At 47.3% G+C, this 14,761-nt stretch carries 8 protein-coding genes, 15 tRNA genes and 3 rRNA genes; 22 read left to right on the plus strand and 4 right to left on the minus strand.

Annotated features, from left to right (window positions below):
- Positions 1-134 precede the first annotated feature (134 nt).
- The 19 genes from NSU15_RS03940 (at position 135) to NSU15_RS04030 (ending at position 7,173) form a co-directional block, all read left to right on the plus strand.
- Positions 135-1,692, plus strand: a 16S ribosomal RNA gene (locus NSU15_RS03940).
- A 233-nt stretch (positions 1,693-1,925) separates the two neighbouring features.
- Positions 1,926-4,853: ribosomal RNA gene (locus NSU15_RS03945) — 23S ribosomal RNA — on the plus strand.
- Positions 4,854-4,925: 72 nt separating this feature from the next.
- A 5S ribosomal RNA gene (gene rrf / locus NSU15_RS03950) occupies positions 4,926-5,042 on the plus strand.
- The 16S, 23S and 5S rRNA genes sit together here with 15 tRNA genes alongside, the layout of an rRNA operon.
- Before the next feature lie 57 nt (positions 5,043-5,099).
- Positions 5,100-5,176: transfer RNA gene (locus NSU15_RS03955), tRNA-Ile, on the plus strand.
- A gap of 3 nt (positions 5,177-5,179) precedes the next feature.
- Positions 5,180-5,255: transfer RNA gene (locus NSU15_RS03960), tRNA-Asn, on the plus strand.
- 5 nt (positions 5,256-5,260) lie between these two features.
- A tRNA-Ser gene (locus tag NSU15_RS03965) sits at positions 5,261-5,353 on the plus strand.
- A 128-nt stretch (positions 5,354-5,481) separates the two neighbouring features.
- Positions 5,482-5,553: transfer RNA gene (locus NSU15_RS03970), tRNA-Glu, on the plus strand.
- Between the two features lie 6 nt (positions 5,554-5,559).
- Positions 5,560-5,635, plus strand: a tRNA-Val gene (locus tag NSU15_RS03975).
- 17 nt (positions 5,636-5,652) lie between these two features.
- Positions 5,653-5,729: transfer RNA gene (locus NSU15_RS03980), tRNA-Met, on the plus strand.
- A gap of 71 nt (positions 5,730-5,800) precedes the next feature.
- A tRNA-Met gene (locus NSU15_RS03985) sits at positions 5,801-5,877 on the plus strand.
- Positions 5,878-5,902: 25 nt separating this feature from the next.
- A tRNA-Asp gene (locus tag NSU15_RS03990) sits at positions 5,903-5,980 on the plus strand.
- A gap of 16 nt (positions 5,981-5,996) precedes the next feature.
- A tRNA-Gln gene (locus NSU15_RS03995) sits at positions 5,997-6,071 on the plus strand.
- A 7-nt stretch (positions 6,072-6,078) separates the two neighbouring features.
- A tRNA-Lys gene (locus NSU15_RS04000) sits at positions 6,079-6,154 on the plus strand.
- Positions 6,155-6,169: 15 nt separating this feature from the next.
- Positions 6,170-6,253 (plus strand) — tRNA-Leu (locus NSU15_RS04005).
- A 6-nt stretch (positions 6,254-6,259) separates the two neighbouring features.
- Positions 6,260-6,334, plus strand: a tRNA-Gly gene (locus tag NSU15_RS04010).
- A gap of 8 nt (positions 6,335-6,342) precedes the next feature.
- Positions 6,343-6,419, plus strand: a tRNA-Arg gene (locus NSU15_RS04015).
- 30 nt (positions 6,420-6,449) lie between these two features.
- Positions 6,450-6,523 (plus strand) — tRNA-Pro (locus NSU15_RS04020).
- A gap of 12 nt (positions 6,524-6,535) precedes the next feature.
- Positions 6,536-6,606, plus strand: a tRNA-Gly gene (locus tag NSU15_RS04025).
- A gap of 102 nt (positions 6,607-6,708) precedes the next feature.
- Positions 6,709-7,173 (plus strand): YdeI/OmpD-associated family protein, encoded by a 465-nt coding sequence (locus tag NSU15_RS04030; RefSeq protein WP_339289282.1) that lies wholly within the window; start codon positions 6,709-6,711, stop codon positions 7,171-7,173.
- A 102-nt stretch (positions 7,174-7,275) separates the two neighbouring features.
- Here the strand turns inward: NSU15_RS04030 and NSU15_RS04035 are convergent, their stop codons facing one another.
- Entirely contained in the window at positions 7,276-7,731 is a 456-nt protein-coding gene (locus NSU15_RS04035; protein WP_042124251.1) for a GreA/GreB family elongation factor, read from the minus strand.
- 397 nt (positions 7,732-8,128) lie between these two features.
- Between NSU15_RS04035 and NSU15_RS04040 the strand changes: the two genes are divergently transcribed.
- Positions 8,129-8,323 carry a sporulation protein Cse60 gene (locus tag NSU15_RS04040; protein ID WP_042124253.1) on the plus strand — a complete coding sequence of 65 codons (195 nt, stop codon included), beginning with the start codon at positions 8,129-8,131 and terminating at the stop codon, positions 8,321-8,323.
- A gap of 191 nt (positions 8,324-8,514) precedes the next feature.
- Here NSU15_RS04040 and katA read toward each other — a convergent pair whose 3' ends face one another.
- Together katA and glgP are read right to left on the minus strand one after the other, a co-directional pair.
- Positions 8,515-9,975: a catalase KatA gene (gene katA, locus NSU15_RS04045; RefSeq protein WP_339289285.1), complete on the minus strand. Its 1,461-nt coding sequence runs from the start codon at positions 9,973-9,975 to the stop codon at positions 8,515-8,517.
- 253 nt (positions 9,976-10,228) lie between these two features.
- Positions 10,229-11,842 carry an alpha-glucan family phosphorylase gene (gene glgP / locus NSU15_RS04050; RefSeq protein WP_042124258.1) on the minus strand — a complete coding sequence of 538 codons (1,614 nt, stop codon included), beginning with the start codon at positions 11,840-11,842 and terminating at the stop codon, positions 10,229-10,231.
- Between the two features lie 252 nt (positions 11,843-12,094).
- Between glgP and rbsK the strand changes: the two genes are divergently transcribed.
- Together rbsK and aroD are read left to right on the plus strand one after the other, a co-directional pair.
- The gene (gene rbsK, locus NSU15_RS04055; RefSeq protein ID WP_339289287.1) at positions 12,095-13,036 is read left to right on the plus strand and encodes a ribokinase; all 942 of its coding nucleotides are present in this window, start codon (positions 12,095-12,097) and stop codon (positions 13,034-13,036) included.
- 46 nt (positions 13,037-13,082) lie between these two features.
- Positions 13,083-13,847, plus strand: coding sequence for a type I 3-dehydroquinate dehydratase (gene aroD / locus NSU15_RS04060; protein WP_339289289.1), 765 nt, complete (start codon positions 13,083-13,085; stop codon positions 13,845-13,847).
- 74 nt (positions 13,848-13,921) lie between these two features.
- On the opposite strand, the gene NSU15_RS04065 is transcribed toward aroD, so the two are convergent.
- Positions 13,922-14,713, minus strand: coding sequence for a MerR family transcriptional regulator (locus NSU15_RS04065; RefSeq protein ID WP_339289291.1), 792 nt, complete (start codon positions 14,711-14,713; stop codon positions 13,922-13,924).
- Between the last annotated feature and the right edge of the window lie 48 nt (positions 14,714-14,761).

Here is a 14,761-nt window from a genome sequence, read left to right on the forward strand (position 1 = left end):
AACGGCGCCAACGAGAACTTGATCTTTGAAAACTGAACAACGAGTGAGTAGGAAATCACGAAAGTGAATTCCAAATTAGAGAATTAATTTTCTCGTCAGATGTTTCAAAATGAGCATATCGCTCTTTTCAATACTAATTGGAGAGTTTGATCCTGGCTCAGGACGAACGCTGGCGGCGTGCCTAATACATGCAAGTCGAGCGGAGTTATTTTGAAAGCTTGCTTTCAAAATAACTTAGCGGCGGACGGGTGAGTAACACGTAGGCAACCTGCCCCTTAGACTGGGATAACTACCGGAAACGGTAGCTAATACCGGATAATTTCTTTTTTCTCCTGAAGGAAGAATGAAAGACGGAGCAATCTGTCACTGAGGGATGGGCCTGCGGCGCATTAGCTAGTTGGTGGGGTAACGGCCCACCAAGGCGACGATGCGTAGCCGACCTGAGAGGGTGAACGGCCACACTGGGACTGAGACACGGCCCAGACTCCTACGGGAGGCAGCAGTAGGGAATCTTCCGCAATGGACGAAAGTCTGACGGAGCAACGCCGCGTGAGTGATGAAGGTTTTCGGATCGTAAAGCTCTGTTGCCAGGGAAGAACGTCCGGTAGAGTAACTGCTACCGGAGTGACGGTACCTGAGAAGAAAGCCCCGGCTAACTACGTGCCAGCAGCCGCGGTAATACGTAGGGGGCAAGCGTTGTCCGGAATTATTGGGCGTAAAGCGCGCGCAGGCGGTCATTTAAGTCTGGTGTTTAAACCTTGGGCTCAACCTAAGGTCGCACTGGAAACTGGGTGACTTGAGTACAGAAGAGGAAAGTGGAATTCCACGTGTAGCGGTGAAATGCGTAGATATGTGGAGGAACACCAGTGGCGAAGGCGACTTTCTGGGCTGTAACTGACGCTGAGGCGCGAAAGCGTGGGGAGCAAACAGGATTAGATACCCTGGTAGTCCACGCCGTAAACGATGAGTGCTAGGTGTTAGGGGTTTCGATACCCTTGGTGCCGAAGTTAACACAGTAAGCACTCCGCCTGGGGAGTACGGTCGCAAGACTGAAACTCAAAGGAATTGACGGGGACCCGCACAAGCAGTGGAGTATGTGGTTTAATTCGAAGCAACGCGAAGAACCTTACCAGGTCTTGACATCCCTCTGAATCTGCTAGAGATAGCAGCGGCCTTCGGGACAGAGGAGACAGGTGGTGCATGGTTGTCGTCAGCTCGTGTCGTGAGATGTTGGGTTAAGTCCCGCAACGAGCGCAACCCTTAACTTTAGTTGCCAGCAAGTAATGTTGGGCACTCTAGAGTGACTGCCGGTGACAAACCGGAGGAAGGTGGGGATGACGTCAAATCATCATGCCCCTTATGACCTGGGCTACACACGTACTACAATGGCCGGTACAACGGGAAGCGAAGCCGCGAGGTGGAGCCAATCCCATCAAAGCCGGTCTCAGTTCGGATTGCAGGCTGCAACTCGCCTGCATGAAGTCGGAATTGCTAGTAATCGCGGATCAGCATGCCGCGGTGAATACGTTCCCGGGTCTTGTACACACCGCCCGTCACACCACGAGAGTTTACAACACCCGAAGTCGGTGGGGTAACCCGCAAGGGAGCCAGCCGCCGAAGGTGGGGTAGATGATTGGGGTGAAGTCGTAACAAGGTAGCCGTATCGGAAGGTGCGGCTGGATCACCTCCTTTCTATGGAGAATCGTCTTCTGCAATGAAGACATTCAAATCGGAAGTTAAACTTCCACAATCTCAGGTTTAGGCCTGTTACTCACTCGTTGCTCAGTTTTGAGAGTTTAAGCTCTCAAGTAAGACTTGATCCTTGAAAACTGGATACCGAAACGAATTTGCGTTTTAGAACATCTTTTAGCAACTTGTGCAAACAAGTAAATGTTATTAGTGAGATTTTTCGAAAGAAAAATCAAGGTTAAGCTAATAAGAGCACACGGAGGATGCCTAGGCGCCAGGAGCCGACGAAGGACGTGGCGAACAACGAAACTGCCTCGGGGAGCTGTAAGCAAGCTTTGATCCGGGGGTGTCCGAATGGGGAAACCCAGCTGTGGTAATTCGCAGTTACTCATACCTGAATACATAGGGTATGTAGAGGCAGACCAGGGGAACTGAAACATCTAAGTACCCTGAGGAAGAGAAAACAATAGTGATTCCGTCAGTAGCGGCGAGCGAACGCGGAACAGCCTAAACCTAAGAGCTTGCTCTTAGGGGTTGTGGGACGTCTCACATGGAGTTACAAAGGAATATGGTAGGTGAAGAGGTCTGGAAAGGCCCGCGATAGAGGTAAAAGCCCTGTAGCCTAAACTGTGTTCTCTCCGAGACGGATCCCGAGTAGTGCGGGGCACGTGAAACCCCGTATGAATCCAGCAGGACCATCTGCTAAGGCTAAATACTACCTGGCGACCGATAGTGAAACAGTACCGTGAGGGAAAGGTGAAAAGCACCCCGGAAGGGGAGTGAAATAGAACCTGAAACCGTGTGCTTACAAAAAGTCAGAGCCCTATTTATGGGTGATGGCGTGCCTTTTGTAGAATGAACCGGCGAGTTACGTTTAACATGCAAGGTTAAGTCGAGAAGACGGAGCCGCAGCGAAAGCGAGTCTGAATAGGGCGACTCAGTATGTGGACGTAGACCCGAAACCGTGTGATCTACCCCTGTCCAGGGTGAAGGTGCGGTAACACGCACTGGAGGCCCGAACCCACGCACGTTGAAAAGTGCGGGGATGAGGTGGGGGTAGCGGAGAAATTCCAATCGAACTCGGAGATAGCTGGTTCTCCCCGAAATAGCTTTAGGGCTAGCCTCGGTATAAGAGTAGTGGAGGTAGAGCACTGATTGGGTGCGGGGTCCGCAAGGATTACCAAGCTCAGTCAAACTCCGAATGCCATATACTTATTGCCGGGAGTCAGACAGTGAGTGCTAAGATCCATTGTCAAAAGGGAAACAGCCCAGACCATCAGCTAAGGTCCCCAAGTGTGTGTTAAGTGGGAAAGGATGTGGAGTTGCACAGACAACCAGGATGTTGGCTTAGAAGCAGCCACCATTGAAAGAGTGCGTAATAGCTCACTGGTCGAGTGACTCTGCGCCGAAAATGTAACGGGGCTAAACACACCACCGAAGCTATGGCTAGATACTATGTATCTGGGGTAGGGGAGCGTTGTATGTGGGTTGAAGGTGTACCGTAAGGAGCGCTGGACAGCATACAAGTGAGAATGCCGGTATGAGTAACGAAAAGATCAGTGAGAATCTGATCCGCCGAAAGCCCAAGGTTTCCTGAGGAAGGCTCGTCCGCTCAGGGTAAGTCGGGACCTAAGGCGAGGCCGAAAGGCGTAGTCGAAGGACAACAGTTTGAAATTACTGTACCACCGTAATCCGCTATGAGCGATGGGGTGACGCAGGAGGGTAGTGACGCGGACTGATGGATATGTCCGTCTAAGCAGTGAGGCTGATGTGTAGGCAAATCCGCACATCGTTAAGGCTGGGCTGTGATGGGGAGCGAAAATTGTAGTAGCGAAGGTCATGATCTCACACTGCCAAGAAAAGCCTCTAGCCAGGAGAAGGTGCCCGTACCGCAAACCGACACAGGTAGGCGAGAAGAGAATTCTAAGGCGCGCGGAAGAACTCTCGTTAAGGAACTCGGCAAAATGACCCCGTAACTTCGGGAGAAGGGGTGCCCCGGTAGTGTGAATAGCACGAGGGGGCCGCAGTGAAAAGGCCCAAGCGACTGTTTAGCAAAAACACAGGTCTGTGCGAAGCCGCAAGGCGAAGTATACGGGCTGACGCCTGCCCGGTGCTGGAAGGTTAAGGGGAGTGGTTAGGGGTAACCCGAAGCTATGAACCGAAGCCCCAGTAAACGGCGGCCGTAACTATAACGGTCCTAAGGTAGCGAAATTCCTTGTCAGGTAAATTCTGACCCGCACGAATGGCGTAACGACTTGGGCGCTGTCTCAACGAGAGATCCGGTGAAATTTTAATACCTGTGAAGATGCAGGTTACCCGCGACAAGACGGAAAGACCCCATGGAGCTTTACTGCAGCTTGATATTGAATTTGGGTACGATCTGTACAGGATAGGTGGGAGCCGTAGAAATCGGAGCGCAAGCTTCGGTGGAGGCGCCGTTGGGATACCACCCTGATCGTATCTAGGTTCTAACCTAGTGCCCTAATCGGGTACGGGGACCGTGTCAGGCGGGCAGTTTGACTGGGGCGGTCGCCTCCTAAAGAGTAACGGAGGCGTTCCAAGGTTCCCTCAGAATGGTTGGAAATCATTCGAAGAGTGCAAAGGCATAAGGGAGCTTGACTGCGAGACCTACAAGTCGAGCAGGGACGAAAGTCGGACTTAGTGATCCGGTGGTACCGCATGGAAGGGCCATCGCTCAACGGATAAAAGCTACCCTGGGGATAACAGGCTTATCTCCCCCAAGAGTCCACATCGACGGGGAGGTTTGGCACCTCGATGTCGGCTCATCGCATCCTGGGGCTGAAGTAGGTCCCAAGGGTTGGGCTGTTCGCCCATTAAAGCGGTACGCGAGCTGGGTTCAGAACGTCGTGAGACAGTTCGGTCCCTATCTGTCGTGGGCGCAGGAAATTTGAGAGGAGCTGTCCTTAGTACGAGAGGACCGGGATGGACGTACCGCTGGTGCACCAGTTGTTTCGCCAGAAGCATGGCTGGGTAGCTACGTACGGACGGGATAAGCGCTGAAAGCATCTAAGCGTGAAGCCCCCCTCAAGATGAGATTTCCCAATTAGTAAGACCCCTTGAAGACGACGAGGTAGATAGGTTGGAGGTGGAAGTGCAGTAATGCATGGAGCTGACCAATACTAATCGGTCGAGGGCTTATCCTATACTTAAAATGCAAATTCAATTCGGATTCAGTTTTCAGGCGATTAAGCCTGAGCATTACGCTGTAATGCCCGTTTGGTGGCGATAGCGGAGGGGTTCCACGCGTACCCATCCCGAACACGACCGTTAAGCCCTCCAGCGCCGATGGTACTTGGACCGAAGGGTCCTGGGAGAGTAGGACGCCGCCAAGCGGACAACCACATTACCCGTGGTATTTTTTTTGCCCTTAATATTCGTATGTCTTAAAAGGGCCTTTAGCTCAGCTGGTTAGAGCGCACCCCTGATAAGGGTGAGGTCGGTGGTTCGAGTCCACTAAGGCCCACCATATTCCCTGATAGCTCAGTTGGTAGAGCACTCGACTGTTAATCGAGTTGTCACAGGTTCGAGTCCTGTTCGGGGAGCCATTTATGGAGAGGTGTCCGAGTTTGGCCGAAGGAGCACGATTGGAAATCGTGTAGGCGCCACAAGCGTCTCGAGGGTTCGAATCCCTCTCTCTCCGCCATGAATTTACTTCCCTGTTAGGGATGAGAAGCCTTGGTGGTTCGTTGAAGCATAAGCTTCGTTAGGAATGCTTCGCAATCTCGATAGTAGTGAGAGTATCTCTCTCTCCGCCATAAAGTTTATTAGCATGGCCCGTTGGTCAAGGGGTTAAGACACCTCCCTTTCACGGAGGTAACATGGGTTCGAATCCCATACGGGTCATAACATGGAGGCTTAGCTCAGCTGGGAGAGCATCTGCCTTACAAGCAGAGGGTCGGGGGTTCGATCCCCTCAGCCTCCACCATATTCATTTAAGAACGACGCGGGGTGGAGCAGCCCGGTAGCTCGTCGGGCTCATAACCCGAAGGCCGCAGGTTCAAATCCTGCCCCCGCAACCAAATTTTCTTAAGCATGATGTTTTGGGACTAGCTGGCGTAGTGTAAATGAATAGTATATACTTATTAAATGACGCGGGGTGGAGCAGCCCGGTAGCTCGTCGGGCTCATAACCCGAAGGCCGCAGGTTCAAATCCTGCCCCCGCAACCAATTTACATTTATGCATTATGTCTGTGGAACCGTGGTGTAGTTGGCCTAACATGTCTGCCTGTCACGCAGGAGATCGCGAGTTCGAATCTCGTCGGTTCCGCCATTTAGTTAATTATTGTTGGGGATTAGCCAAGCGGTAAGGCAACGGACTTTGACTCCGTCATGCATAGGTTCAAATCCTATATCCCCAGCCATTTATGAGAGCCATTAGCTCAGTTGGTAGAGCACCTGACTTTTAATCAGGGTGTCGAAGGTTCGAGTCCTTCATGGCTCACCATTATTTTTAAAGTGTGCGCGTGTGGCGGAATGGCAGACGCACCAGACTTAGGATCTGGCGTTTCACGACGTGGGGGTTCAAGTCCCTTCACGCGCACCATATTTTGCGGAAGTGGCTCAGCGGTAGAGCATCGCCTTGCCAAGGCGAGGGTCGCGGGTTCGATTCCCGTCTTCCGCTCCATAATTTTTGCGCCCTTAGCTCAGCTGGATAGAGCGTTTGACTACGAATCAAAAGGCCGGGAGTTCGAATCTCTCAGGGCGCGCCATTTTTATTACTAAGTCATTACATGTTTTGACGGGATGTAGCTCAGCTTGGTAGAGCACCTGGTTTGGGACCAGGGGGTCGCATGTTCAAATCGTGTCATCCCGATTTTATACCTTTGCGGGTGTAGTTCAATGGTAGAACTTCAGCCTTCCAAGCTGATAGCGTGGGTTCGATTCCCATCACCCGCTTATAATTAAGAAACACCTGTCTATTATAGGCAGGTGTTTTTTTGTATAGTTACATTCATATGGATACAATAGAACTTAGGGCTTTTAGTTGAGGAGGTAGCTATGTTTGAATTCGAAGCTAAATTAGTGCGACCTGATGCAAGTGGGAGCTGGACTTATCTTAACGTCCCTTTTGATGCCGAACAAATATTTGAAACAAAGTCCAGGGTACAGGTAAAAGGAACTGTAAATGGAATCCCCTATAGAGGAACGCTTATGCCCCATGGAAACGGAAAGTATTTTATGGTGGTAAAGAAAGAACTACGGGATCTAGCCAAAGCTCAACCTGGTGATATTGTGCGTGTGACGATGGAGCAGGATCATCAATTACGAGAGGTAGAAGCTCCAGAGGATTTCCTTGATGCGCTGAGTAGCCATGAGCAGGCAGAAGCTTATTACAACGGTCTGGCTTATTCTTATCAGAAGGAATATGTATCTTGGATCGAAGCGGCGAAAAGACCTGAAACCAGAGCATCTCGTATCGAGAAATCAGTTAGCAAGCTCGCAGATGGATTGAGGCTAAAATAAAAATACGAATAATCGATGCAAGGTATGAACATAAGAACAGCGTCCCTTTCCCGTCATAAGGAAGAGGACGCTGTTTACGTTGGTGGATATGCGTGGGTTGGCTTAAATAAGAACGGCTACCTCACCACAATTCACAAACTTAATACTTTCGATCATTACCGACAGTTCACCTGAAGGTATGGCTAACTGGCATGTGCTACCGATCTGAGCTAACAGTAGCTGCATGCCAATAGGCGAGAACATTGAAATCTTGTTATCATTGGGTTCAGCCTGGTTTGGAAATACGATGGTGTAGGTATCTGTAGTATTGTCGTCTAAGTAACGAAGCTGAAGCTGACTTCCAATCAATACGAGTGAGTTCAATTCTTCTCCATTAAAACGGGATAGTAATTGTTCCAGCTCGGAGCAATAACGGGACAGCAACGTTTCAGCATGGCTTCTTTGTTTACTTCGTTCCGGGAAATATTGATTTAGAAATGCGATTTTTTCCTCATCAAAATATATAAGCTGCTGGACCAATTGTGTCCTTGAGCCTTCATAAATTAGACTATGGTTCATAGTAGATTTCACCCCCTCTAAGTAGCACATTCTTTGCAAATTTGTTATGACGCGTTGCCATATTAAAATCCCTCCTATACAAATAGAGGTCCCCTAGAGGGAACCTTCTGATCAGTATAACAGCTTCTATATGTAAATCCAATCCATTTTGTAAAGGCAATTAATTCTTACTAAATATTGTATTTAAAACGTTTGACTATTACATATTTGGGTGCTATGATAGGCTGATGTTATAGGCATTTCGTAGAAAACTGCGGAATGCCTATACTATATTTCGATGATGTTTTTACATTAATGTTACCAGGGGAGTGATACGCGCCATGTACATTTCGTTGAGTTTACCTATAGAATCTAGACATAAAAATTAACTAATAAATTTATCAAAGGAGAGATCAGGATGATTCAAGTAAAAGAGTTTGTAGATGCGGATAATTCGTATGCTGAGAATAAGGCAAATGAGTTTTTGGCAGGGCTGCGGGAGGAACAGATTGTGAATATCTGTTACGGTTCGATAGTTAAATCTTCACGTGATGGGGCAGAGCATCAAAGAAGCACAATACTGGTCGTGTATAAGACAAATGAAAGGCAATAACTGGAATACGTTTTTTTCATGCTTATCGGTTGTCTCCACGCTGTGCATCGTGATCGTCCTTATGTATTATATGTTTAGCTAATTAGCCCCTAAATTGAAATACTTAAATCGATAACTTTTCTTACAAACAAAGAGGACCTTCCCCATTACGGGTAAAGGTCCTCTTTTTTTGTATAAGTACATTTACAGTCTTACACTCCGTCTGGGACAGATAATCCTAAACCGGATGCGACACGCTGCCCCAATTCTGGATCAGCTTTATAAAAATGTACAATTTGACGAAGTTTAATATCGTTACTTTCAACGGGTGTCATAGCGCCTACGATATTTTGAACAAGACGGGTACGTTCTTCTTCACTCATCAGGCGATACAAGTCACCAGGTTGTGTGTAATGATCATCACTATTATAGGAGACACTGTCGGCATTTCCAGATACTTCGAATGGTGATGTTTTGTACTGTGGTGCTTCTTTAGGTCCACCTAAGCTGTTAGGCTCGTAATAAGCACCTGATCCGCCATTGTTGCCGAGTGCCATACCGCCGTCACGTTGATAGTTCTTCACTTCTACCTTTGGACGGTTGATAGGCAGGCTGTTATGGTTAGGTCCTACACGGTGACGGTGAGCATCGCCATAAGCAAACAGTCGACCCTGTAGCAATTTATCAGGAGAAGCTTCAATACCAGGGACGAAAGAGCCAGGAGAGAACGTAACTTGCTCTACTTCCGCAAAGTAGTTCTCTGGATTGCGATCCAGTACCATGCGGCCAACCTCAATTAATGGATAATCCTTTTGTGACCATACTTTGGTTACATCGAATGGATCAAAGCGGTAAGTGTTCGCATCTTCAATCGGCATAATCTGCACGTAGAGCTTCCACGCAGGGAAATCTCCTTTATCAATAGCATTGAACAAGTCTTCTGTATGATAATCTGGGTTCTCCCCAGCTATTTTGGCGGCAAGATCTGGAGCAAGGTTCTTAATGCCTTGTTCTGTTTTGAAGTGATATTTCACCCAGACGGCATTGCCTTCGGCAGTTACCCACTTGAAGGTGTGGCTTCCGAACCCGTGCATATGTCTCAGTGTAGCTGGAATTCCGCGATCTGACATCAAAATCGTAACCTGATGTAGAGATTCCGGCGATAAAGACCAGAAGTCCCAAACCGCATTAGGGTTCTTTAAGTGTGTCTGTGGATCACGCTTCTGTGTATGAATAAAATCAGGGAACTTGAGTGCATCACGAACGAAGAATACAGGTGTATTGTTACCTACGAGATCATAGTTTCCTTCTTCGGTATAGAATTTCACAGCAAAACCACGAGGGTCCCGAACAGTATCAGCAGAACCTAGCTCACCAGCTACCGTTGAGAAACGGATGAACAGAGGTGTACGCTTGCCTACCTCGGACAAGAAATTTGCTTTTGTATATTGGGTCAAATCTTGAGTGACCTCAAAGTACCCATGAGCGCCAGCGCCTTTAGCATGAACGACGCGTTCAGGAACACGTTCTCTGTTAAAGTGGGCTAATTTCTCAAGCAGATGAACATCTTGTAGCAAAGTAGGACCGCGATCACCGGCTGTCATTGAGTTTTGATTGTCGCCTACTGGAGCACCCCAGCTGGTTGTAAGATTATTATTATTATTGGAGCTCATTAATAGTATCACCTCGTAAGATTTGATTTTAGATTTAGTATAAGTTCTATATTAATGTTTTTTGGAGAAAATGCAATACTTTTTGAATAATTGACACATTACAGTATGTGGTAATCGCCGTCACATTCAGAAGTATATGATAGATCTAGTGATTAATTGCTAACCAGAATAAAAAAGAAACAGCGTACCTCTACCATCGCTGGAGGGGTACGCTGTACTTTTTTGAAAGAAAGATATCCGTTTTCTACACTTATTATTTAATATACATTCTGTTGTAATATTCATCTAGCATTCGTTTGGTGGCAAATTCGGTACGAGTCGTTTCAATACTCTTCTTCATCATTTGTACCCACTTGTCCTGATTCTCGTAATAGGTAGGGAGTACACGATTTAATAAGGTGTCGTATAACGCATCACTATCATGCTTATCCAGAACCTCGAAGTCGGTTGTCTCAAAGCCGTCTCCAATCTGCCAGCCATTCTCGCCATCTATACAGGCTTCCGGCCACCAGCCATCTAGTATGGAACAGTTCAATACGCCGTTCATAGCTGCTTTCATCCCGGAGGTTCCGCTTGCTTCCAGCGGTCTACGCGGATTGTTGAGCCAAATATCAGAACCGCGCGTCAGCTGTGCTCCGATAGTCATATCGTAGTTCTCCAAGAAGACAACACTTTTCGGATATTTTTTCATCATCGCCACTAGATTGCTGACAATTTTTTTGCCGTTATCATCGAGCGGATGGGCTTTGCCAGAGAAGACGATTTGTATTTTTCCAGACTCCAGATAAGGCTCAATAATTTCCGGCTGCGAGAAAATCAGGTCACTACGTTTATAAGGAGCAGCTCTGCGTGAGAAGCCAATGAGTAGATTGTCAGCATTTAGACTAATGCCGGACCGTTCTTTGATAAAATCAATCAGTTCACCCTTAATTTCTTGATGTACTGCCCATAGATCGCCATTTTCTTCATAGGCTTGCGTGATTCTTTCATCTACCCAAGTAGGGGTATGAATAGCATTAGTAATACCAATGATATCCGATCTTCCAGCAACCTCTTTCCACATTTTATTAGCTGTATCCGCATGAAGCTGCGCTACTGCATTAGATATGCGGGAGAGTCGCAGACCGGCAACCGTCATGTTGAACGGATCACCACCGATTCGCTCCATCTGCTCGCGGCTTAAACCATTGAATGCACTCATGTACTCTAGACGATCTAGCGGATGGGTTTCGTTGCCTTCTTTTATCGGCGTATGTGTAGTGAACACAACCTCTTCCCGAGTAGCTTTCCAAGCTTCCTCAAAGGTGTTGCCTCCTGACATTTTCTCACGGATTAGCTCGATGGCTGCTAAGGCTGCATGACCTTCGTTGAAATGATAGACATCAATCGGAATTCCTAGCGCACGCATAGCTTTGACTCCACCGATACCCAGTACGATCTCTTGTGCGATTCGTTCCTCGCCAAACCAGCCGTACAATTGTCCGGTAATCCAGGCATCATTATTCTCGGGGATATCCGTATCCAGTAAATACAACGTGCTGTTGCCAAAATAATCAGTCTTCCATACTTTGCACACCACATCGGTCTTTCTGACTTTAACGGTTACCTTAACCCCTGTATCTTCTAGAAAATCATAAACATAATTGTGATAGGAGTCGTACGGATTTCCGTTCGCATCAATCTTTTGGTCCGTATAACCTTGTTTCCACTTCAGCCCAATAGGGATGATAGGAGCGTTGATATCTTTGGCTCCCTTAATGTAGTCACCGGCAAGAATTCCAAGCCCTCCGGCATACATTTTGAAATCGGAATGTAACCCGTACTCCATACTGAAATAAGCTACTGATGGTAATTTTTGTTCGTTCACTTGATAAGCCTCCTAATCGCGGATTAGATTGAATTGCAGTAAAGCTGCTGGCATTATCTACGATGCAAACGTTTGCTCAAAAAACAGTCAACAATCGTTGTGGAAGCGATTGCACAACATTATTCTAGCACACTTTATCTGTAAAAGCATAACGTCAATTTGGTGAAAATAGCCAATTAGGGGCAAAATCGACGGAAGTGATTGATAAAGTGAAGGGAAGACCCTAAGATAAAGAGATTGAAGAAATAATTAATGGTGGTGTCTAAGTTGGGTATAGTTGTGATTGGAAGCTTAAATATGGATATGGTAGTACGTACGAACCGGGCACCGAATGCAGGAGAAACACTTATGGGACAAGCATTTTCTCTATCTCCCGGTGGAAAGGGAGCGAATCAAGCCGTTGCTGCAGCCCGTCTAGGTGCTGAGGTTAGTATGATCGGCAGCGTCGGAAAAGATACCTTTGGAAGCGAAATGCTGGAGATTATTAAGCAAGAGGGTATTCATATAGAGCATATCTCGGTGAGCGAAACTGAGGCAACGGGCGTAGCCTCAATCGTTATTGAAGAAGATGGAGAGAATCGGATTATCGTTGTACCCGGAGCGAATATTGATCTATCTGTGGACGATATAAAGGCGTTAGAGTCTGTGATTAGCCAGGCTGAGATGATTGTGATGCAGCTTGAAATGGAACTGGCGATGAGTGAGCATGCTATTGCTATTGCACATCGTTATGGAATTCCGGTCATTCTGAATCCAGCACCAGCAAGAGTGCTTAAAGATGAGATGCTGGGTCAAGTATCGTATCTGACTCCTAATGAGACTGAAGCGGGGATTTTGACTGGAATGACGGTAGATAGTTTAGAGACTGCTGAGCAGGCGGCCCGTATTTTGCTGCAAAAGGGTGTTAAGAACGTTATCGTTACCTTGGGATCTAAAGGTGCATTAATCGTTAATGCTGAGGGTGCTAAGTCAGTTCCGGGATTCCCTGTCAAGGCGATAGATACGGTTGCTGCGGGAGATTCATTCAATGGGGCATTAGCCCAGCAATTGGTTTTAGGCAAAACGTTGGAAGAAGCTGTGAGCTTCGCTAACGCTGTTGGAGCACTGGCTGTAGGGAAAGAAGGCGCAATCCCATCGCTGCCGCAGTTATCAGAGGTTGAACAGTTTCTAAAACATGTATCGGTAGTAGAATAAACGAGTACAGAATCTATAGTAGACGACTGGATAAGGGGCTGAAATTATGAGCAGGACAGTAACTGTTAAAAATGTGATCATCGGCGAAGGAATTCCTAAAATATGTGTTCCGTTGATTGGAGCTACCTTGTCTGAATTGAAACAGGAAGCTGAAGCGTTGAAAGAACTGAGTCCCGATTTGGTGGAGTGGCGGACGGATTTTTTTGATGAAGTTGAAGACGTAGAGGCGGTTAAGTCAGCGTTAAAACAAATTCATTCTGTAATTCCGGAGTTACCACTGATTTTTACTTTTCGGAGTGCCAAAGAAGGCGGCGAAAAGCAGGTCAGCACGGAATATTACATAGCGTTAAATATAGCTGCTGCCGAAAGCGGATTAGCAGATATAATAGATGTTGAATTATTCAATGAGGAACAGGATGTAAAGTTACTAGTCGAGACTGCTCATATTCATAACGTGGCTGTTATTATATCGAATCATGATTTTCACGGAACACCTTCTCAAGAGGAGATTATCTCGCGATTACGCAAGGCACAGGAGCTTGGCGGGGACTTGCCCAAAATCGCGGTGATGCCTCAGGATGCGGGGGATGTGCTGACTTTACTAGAAGCTACCCATAAGATGAAAGAACAATATGCGGACCGCCCGATTATAACGATGTCCATGGCGGGAGCTGGGGTAATCAGCCGTTTAGCCGGAGAAGTTTTCGGTTCAGCGCTAACCTTCGGAGCGGCGCATAAGCCTTCTGCACCAGGTCAGATTGCTGTGGTTGAGCTGCGCAATGTACTGTCGCTGCTGCATCGCAGTCTATAGGAGTTATTGCAAGGTTCCGAATAATAGAAATAGAGCGGCAACCGGATTTCCGATGTCGCTCTATTTCTATTTCATTATTTTGTTCCCGTGTATACGTGAACAGCATCCCTTAAGAAAGCAGCAAGTCCAGGGCTCCGCTTGTCATAATACTTGGTAAAACGCTCATCATCAACATACATTTGCGCAACACCAGCATGCGCCTCTTTGGAATAGGAATCCCAGTAGAAGGAGAGCCACTGGCGGTGCAGGTCAGCACTTTTTTGCGCCAATACACTGGCAGGATCTCCATGCTCCATTGCCTGCACTAGCGTCTCGAACATCTCCTCCTCAAGCTGCTGTATAGTCGCATATTGCTCCTCTGTCATGCCTTTAAGCTTCTTGTTGGATTGATCCACGGTGCTGTCCCCGTATTTCTCCCGAATTTCTTGACCGTATTTCTTCTCGTTATCGTCTACCAGCTTTTGCTTAAAGCCTTCGAATTTTTCAGCGTCACTCATGGTCATTCTCCCTTCTTGGTGAGCCAGCGTCTGTTCGACGTTAGCAATTAATAGGTCTAATTGATGTCTCTTTTCAAGCAGCTTGTCATGATGCTCCCGTAGCGCCTTGGCCCCGTCGAAGGACGGTTCGGTCATTATAGCTTTGATTCGTTCCAGGCTTAAGCCGAGCTCTCGATAAAATAAAATTTGCTGTAGTAGATCTACTTCGGCACGGCCATAGATACGATACCCCGAGGAGTTGATTCTCGCCGGCTTAAGAATGCCAAACTCATCGTAGTAGCGCAGGGTTCGCGTGCTGATTCCAGCTAGCTCTGCGAGCTTCTGTACTGTGTATTCCGTAGTATCACCTCCTACAAACTCAATGTACACCTTTACGTAGCGTGAAGGTCAAATGTTTTTTTAGCGTACCCAAAACAG

This window comes from Paenibacillus sp. FSL E2-0201, assembly GCF_037963325.1.
Classification (GTDB): Bacteria; Bacillota; Bacilli; order Paenibacillales; family Paenibacillaceae; genus Paenibacillus_AQ.

Bases quoted from the DNA above. Each gene is read 5' to 3' on its own strand.
- aroD (WP_339289289.1), top strand. From the start codon at position 13,083: ATGAGCAGGACAGTAACTGTTAAAAATGTGATCATCGGCGAAGGAATT.
- NSU15_RS04040 (WP_042124253.1), top strand. From the start codon at position 8,129: ATGATTCAAGTAAAAGAGTTTGTAGATGCGGATAATTCGTATGCTGAG.
- NSU15_RS04030 (WP_339289282.1), top strand. From the start codon at position 6,709: ATGTTTGAATTCGAAGCTAAATTAGTGCGACCTGATGCAAGTGGGAGC.
- katA (WP_339289285.1), bottom strand. From the start codon at position 9,975: ATGAGCTCCAATAATAATAATAATCTTACAACCAGCTGGGGTGCTCCA.
- NSU15_RS04035 (WP_042124251.1), bottom strand. From the start codon at position 7,731: ATGAACCATAGTCTAATTTATGAAGGCTCAAGGACACAATTGGTCCAG.
- rbsK (WP_339289287.1), top strand. From the start codon at position 12,095: ATGGTGGTGTCTAAGTTGGGTATAGTTGTGATTGGAAGCTTAAATATG.